We start from the raw sequence: 5273 nt of genomic DNA, 5'->3' as shown, positions 1-5273 counted from the left end.
CTTCGCGCTGGTCCTCGTCCTTGGCCAGCCGGCGCTGGCCCAGGCGGCCGTTCCGACCCCCGAAAGCGTGCTTGGTTACTCCATCGGGGCGGACTATCACCTGACCGAGTGGGCCAAGATCGTCGACTACTTCGACCAGCTGGACAAGGCCTCCGACCGGGTTCAGGTCATGCGCTACGGCGCGACGACCTTGGGACGGCCGATGATCGTGGCCGTCGTCTCCTCAGAGGACAACCTGAAGAACCTCAAGGAGTATCAGGACATCTCGGCCAGCCTGGCCGATCCCCGCGGGCTGAGCGCGGAGGAGGCCGATCGGCTGATCGCCAAGGGTAAGCCGATCTACTGGGTCTGCGCCAACATCCACTCGCCCGAAGTCGGCAGCTCCGAAATGGTCATGGAACTCGCTTACAAGCTGGCCACGGGCAACGACGCCGAGACCAGGCAGATCCTCGACAACGTCATCGTCGTCCTCGACCCGTCGGTCTCCCCCGACGGCCATGACACCTTCACCGAGTGGTACAACAAGTACAAGGACTCGGGGATGACCGAACGCCCGCCATACACGGGCAAGTACGTCAGCCACGACAACAACCGCGACTGGATCATGCTCGCCCTGGCCGAGGACGCCCAGAACGCGGCCGCTCGGGCGCTCTTCCACCCCCAGTTCTACCACGACCTGCACCAGACCGGCCCGGCCCGGATGTTCGCCACCCCGGCGGCCGATCCGGATGACCCGAACATCACCGCCATCACCCGCGCCGACTGGATCAAGTACGGCGGCTACATGCTGGCCGAGATGACCGCCCGCGGGATGGCCGGGGTGGTCGTGGCCACTCGCTACGACAACTTCTACCCGGGTTACAACGACGAGTATACGACCCTCCATAACGGGCAGGGGATGATCTTCGAGACCAACGGCGGCTTCGGGGCCAACCCGGACACCAGCGGCCCCAAGGCCCTCGAGAAGGAGAACCACTGGTTCCAGCCGATGCCCTGGAAGGGCGCGGTCTGGCGGCTCCGCGACAACATCGACTACCAGGGCACCGGGGTGTGGCTGTGCCTCAAACTCACGGCCATCGAAAAGGACGTCGCCCTCCGTCACTTCTACCTCAAGGGCAAGCAGGCCGTGGAGGCGGGCAGCAAGGAAGCGCCTTACGCCTACGTCCTCCCGGCCGGCCAAGAGGATCCCCTGGCCCCGGTCGACCTGGTCAACCTATTCTTGAAACAGGGGATCGAAGTCAAGCAGTCCTTCACCCCGCTGACCATCGAGGGGCGGACCTACGACCCGGGCAGCTATTTCGTCCTCCTCAACCAGCCCTACCGGGCGATGGCCAAGACCCTCCTCGAGAAGCAGGACTACCCGGCCTACTACGGCGCCCCCTATGACGTGACCGGCTGGACGGTCGGCCTCTTGCAGGACGTCGAGACCGTGGCCATCGGGGACAAGGCCATCCAGTCCGTCGCCCTCGTCCCGGTGACCCAGAAGGCCGTCCCGGTCAGCACCCTCGCCGCCACCGACGCCCCGTTCTACCTGGTTGAGCACAGCAGCAACAACTACGTCGCCAAGGCCCTCAACGAGCTGTGGGCCAAGGGGGCCAAGGTGAGCTGGGCCAAGCAGGACTTCACCGTCGGGGGGCAGGCCTATCCGGCGGGCACCTTCAAGATCCAGGGCACCACCTCATCCGACCTCAACCAGTTGGCCCTGAAGTACGGGTTGGACGTCCACGCCACGGCCGCCCAACCCTCGGGAACCTTCAAAGACCTCCGCGCCCCCAAGATCGGCCTCTATCACAGCTGGACCGACACGATGCGCGAGGGCTGGACCCGCTACACCCTCGACTACTACGGCTTCGCCTATGACTGGTTGGACAACACGGCGATCAAGACCGGCGATCTATCCAAGTACGATGTGATCATCATCCCGGACATCAAATCCAGCAACATCCTGGACGGCTCGGCCAAGCTGCCGGAAGAGTACCGGGGCGGGGTCGGCAAGGACGGCGCCGCCCGCCTGGGCGACTTCGTCAAGGCCGGCGGGACCCTCCTGGCCTATGGCAAGGGCTCGGCCTTCGTCGTCGAGCAGGGCCTGACCCCCGGCGTCAAGTTGGTCGACCTCAAGGGGGTCAACGTCCCCGGCTCGGTCCTCGCCGTCCGGGTCACCCAGGGGCTCCCCTGGACCTACGGCTTCGACCCCCAGGAGTCGGTCTTCTACGAGAACAACCACGCCTTCGTGGTCGATCAGGGCAACGTCCTGGCCAGCTACTTCGACTCCCCGCTGCAGTCGGGCTTCCTCGACGACAAGGACAAGAAGCTCTCCGGCAAGGCCGCCGTCTGCGAGACGACGGTCGGCCAGGGCCGCGTCGTCCTGGCCGGCCCCGACCTGACCTATCGCTTCCAGACCCAGGGCGACCTGCCCTTCGTCTTCAACACCATCTGGGAATCGATCAGGTAGTCCACAGAACGATCAGCCCCGCCGAGCGATCCTGAACGATCGCCCGGCGGGGCTCTCTTGCGCCCGATCCTCGATTCGGTCTTTCGGCCCCCGCTTCGCCCAGGCCAGCTAAGCGGACGGGCCCTTGGTCTCCCGGCGCCGGCGGGCCCGGTCGATGAGGACTGGCAGGAACTCCTTAAGATCGGCGACGACGGCATAATCCGCCCGCCCGAGGATGGGCGCCGCCGGATCGCTGTTGACGGCCACGACGGTGGTCTCCTCCCCCACCCCGACCAGGTGCTGGAGGTCCCCGGAAATCCCCAAGGTCACGTAGGCGGCGGGTTTGACGCGCCGCCCGCTCTGCCCGATCATCACCTCGGCCGGGGCCCAGCCTTCATCGACGGCCGGTCTGGTGGCCCCCAGCCCGGCCCCGAGGGACTCCGCCAGGTCGGATACGAGGCGCCAGCCCTCGGGGTCACCGGCCCCGGCCCCGCCGGCCACGACCAGTCTCGCCGAACTCAGCTCGGCCGCCGCCCCGCCGTCCTTGGCCGTCGCCGCCCGGTCGCCGGCGGGTTCGTCGAGGACCACCGGGTCGTCCGGCCCGGCCGCCGGGAGTTCGAGGCGGATCGGCCGGCCGAAGGCCCCATCGATCCGCGACTGCGCGTCGGCGGCGTCGCCCCCGGGTCCGTGGTACCGCGCCCCCGTCGACAATCCCACCAGGGCGGGGGGCCGGCCCTGACAGACGATGGCCGCCAGCCCACCGAAGGCCGGGACGCAGAAAAGCCATTCCTGTCCCGGCCTCTCGACCCGGGCGCAGTGCGAGACCAGGCCGCACCCCAGAGTGGCGGCCAGGGTGGCGGCCAAGTCGGCCGACTCGGGCCGATCCGGGAAGAGGATGGCCTCGACCCGCTGGCCCTCCCCGCTCAGCTCCGGCCGGGCCCGGACGGCCTCGGCCGCCCGGGGACCCCAGAGCCCCAGTCCGGGAGGAGCGTCGACGGTCAGGACGTCGAGTCGGCCCCCGGTCACGGCGGCCATCGCCGCTCCAACGGCCAGGGCCTCACGGGATGCCGCCGACGACCCGTCCGCTTCCGGCCCGAGCCAGACCCAGATGTCGCCCGGCATGTCAGATGACCCCCTTCTCGGCCAAGATGGACAGCACCTTGTCGGCGACCGCCTCGGGGCCGCCGTCGAGGATGGTCGCCCGGTTCTGAAGGGCGGCCGGCCGCACTTCGCGGACGACCGTCGGCGACCCGGCCGGGCCCACCTGCTCGGCCGGCAGGCCCAGGTCGGCCAGGCCCCAAACGGAGCATGGCTTGGACCTGGCGGCGACGACCCCGGCGAAGCCGGCCGGCTTGAGGGGCCGGTCGAGCCGGTCGAAGGTCAGCAGGGCCGGAAGGCCGAGGGCGGCCTCCCCCCTCTCCCCACCCAGGCGGAAGCCGACCCGCAGCGGGCGCCCCTCGGCGTCCCCCGCCGGCCCGCCATCGCCGTCCGCGCCCTGGCTCGCCAGGGCCAGGGTCAGGTCATCGCAATGAAGGACGTGGGGCAGTCCGAGCAGTCCGGCCAGGGTCGGCCCGACCTGCCCGGTTCCGGCGTCAGAGCTCTCCGCGCCGGTCAGGATGAGGTCGAAGCCGACCTTCCGGGCGGCCGCGGCCAGCGCCCTGGCGGTCGCCAGGGCGTCGGAACCGGCCATGGCTCGGTCGCTCAAGAGATAGGCGACGTCGGCCCCGAGGGCCAGGGTCTCCCGGAGGACGCCCTCGGCGTCCGGGGGACCCATGCCCACCGTGACCACCCGGCCCACCCCGCGGCCCTTCAGTCTGACCACGGTGTCCAGGGCGTAGCGGTCGGCCGGGTTGGCCACCAGGGGGACCCCCTGGCGACGGACGGTCTTCTTCTCCGGGTCAATGACAGCGGACCCGCGCGATTTCCGCGGGTCCGGCACGGGCTTGACGAAGAGGATGACGTTCAGAGGGTTCAATCCGGGAGCCTCCTCGGTTCAGGGGTTGGCCGCGCGGGCGATAACCATCCGCATGACGTCGGACGTGCCCGCCGAGGGGATGGTCAGCTGGGCGTCCCGAAGGTAGCGCTCGGTCGGGAACTCCTTCATGTAGCCATACCCGCCGAAGACCTCGGCCGCCAGTTTGGCCGCCCGGATAGCGGCCTCGCTGGCGAAGTACTTGGCCATCGCCATCTCGGCGTCGCACCGCTGGCCCTGATCCTTGAGCCAGCAGGCCCGGTAGGCCAGCAGGGAGGCCGCGTCGCGGTCGGTGACCAGGTCGGCCAGCTTCCACTGGATTCCCTGATAGCGGTTGAGCGGCCGGCCGGACACCTCCCGCTTGGCCGCATAGCTGCCCGCCGCCTCGACGCAGGCCCGGATGATCCCCAGGGAGACCCCGGCCATGCCCGAGCGGCCGGCCTCGCCGATGGCCTTGAGGGCGGCCTTGAGACCCGCCCCTTCCTTCCCCAGCCGGTTCCTGACCGGCACGAAACACTTGTCCAGGATGACCTCCCCGGTGTTACAGCCGGCGAATCCCAGCTTGTGCTCTTCCCGGCCGAGCTTGAAGCCGGGCATCCCCCGCTCGATGATGAAGGCCGTGAACTCGGCCGGCTCTTCCTTCGACTTGGCCAGGACCACCTGGACGTCGGCTAGGTGGGCATTGGTGATGAAGACCTTGCGCCCGTCGAGGACGTACCCGTCGCCCTCCGGCCGGCTTTCGAAGCGGGCCGTCGTCTTCGTGCCCGAGGGGTCGGAACCGCCTCCCGCCTCGGTTACGGCCACGGTGGCCAGTCTCTCGCCGGCGGCCAGGGCCGGCAGGAGGCGCTGCTTCTGCTCCTCGTCGCCGAA

The 5273-nt window shown here is 69.3% G+C and carries 4 protein-coding genes; 1 reads left to right on the top strand and 3 read right to left on the bottom strand.

Annotation, left to right across the window (positions count from 1 at the left end; translation table 11 throughout):
* The coding region (locus VGL40_00020; protein HEY3313659.1) for a M14 family zinc carboxypeptidase at positions 1-2452 on the top strand (2452 nt) is incomplete at its 5' end.
* A gap of 108 nt (positions 2453-2560) precedes the next feature.
* Here VGL40_00020 and VGL40_00015 read toward each other — a convergent pair.
* The 3 genes from VGL40_00015 to VGL40_00005 form a co-directional block, all read right to left on the bottom strand.
* Positions 2561-3553, bottom strand: a complete 993-nt coding sequence (locus tag VGL40_00015) for an electron transfer flavoprotein subunit alpha/FixB family protein (GenBank protein ID HEY3313658.1) — start codon at positions 3551-3553, stop codon at positions 2561-2563.
* 1 nt (position 3554) lies between these two features.
* Complete coding sequence (locus VGL40_00010) at positions 3555-4406, bottom strand: electron transfer flavoprotein subunit beta/FixA family protein (GenBank protein HEY3313657.1); 852 nt, start codon at positions 4404-4406, stop codon at positions 3555-3557.
* Between the two features lie 18 nt (positions 4407-4424).
* The coding region (locus tag VGL40_00005; protein ID HEY3313656.1) for an acyl-CoA dehydrogenase family protein at positions 4425-5273 on the bottom strand (849 nt) is incomplete at its 5' end.

The organism is Bacillota bacterium, from assembly GCA_036504675.1.
In the GTDB taxonomy this organism is placed as follows: domain Bacteria; phylum Bacillota; class Sulfobacillia; order JAJYWN01; family JAJZPE01; genus DASXUT01.
The sequence above is the reverse complement of the archived record's forward strand: the minus strand, read 5'-3'. Positions and strand labels throughout refer to the sequence as shown.

What these genes read in the sequence shown, in the direction of transcription:
- VGL40_00015 (HEY3313658.1), bottom strand. Translation starts at nt 3,553, where the DNA reads ATGCCGGGCGACATCTGGGTCTGGCTCGGGCCGGAAGCGGACGGGTCG.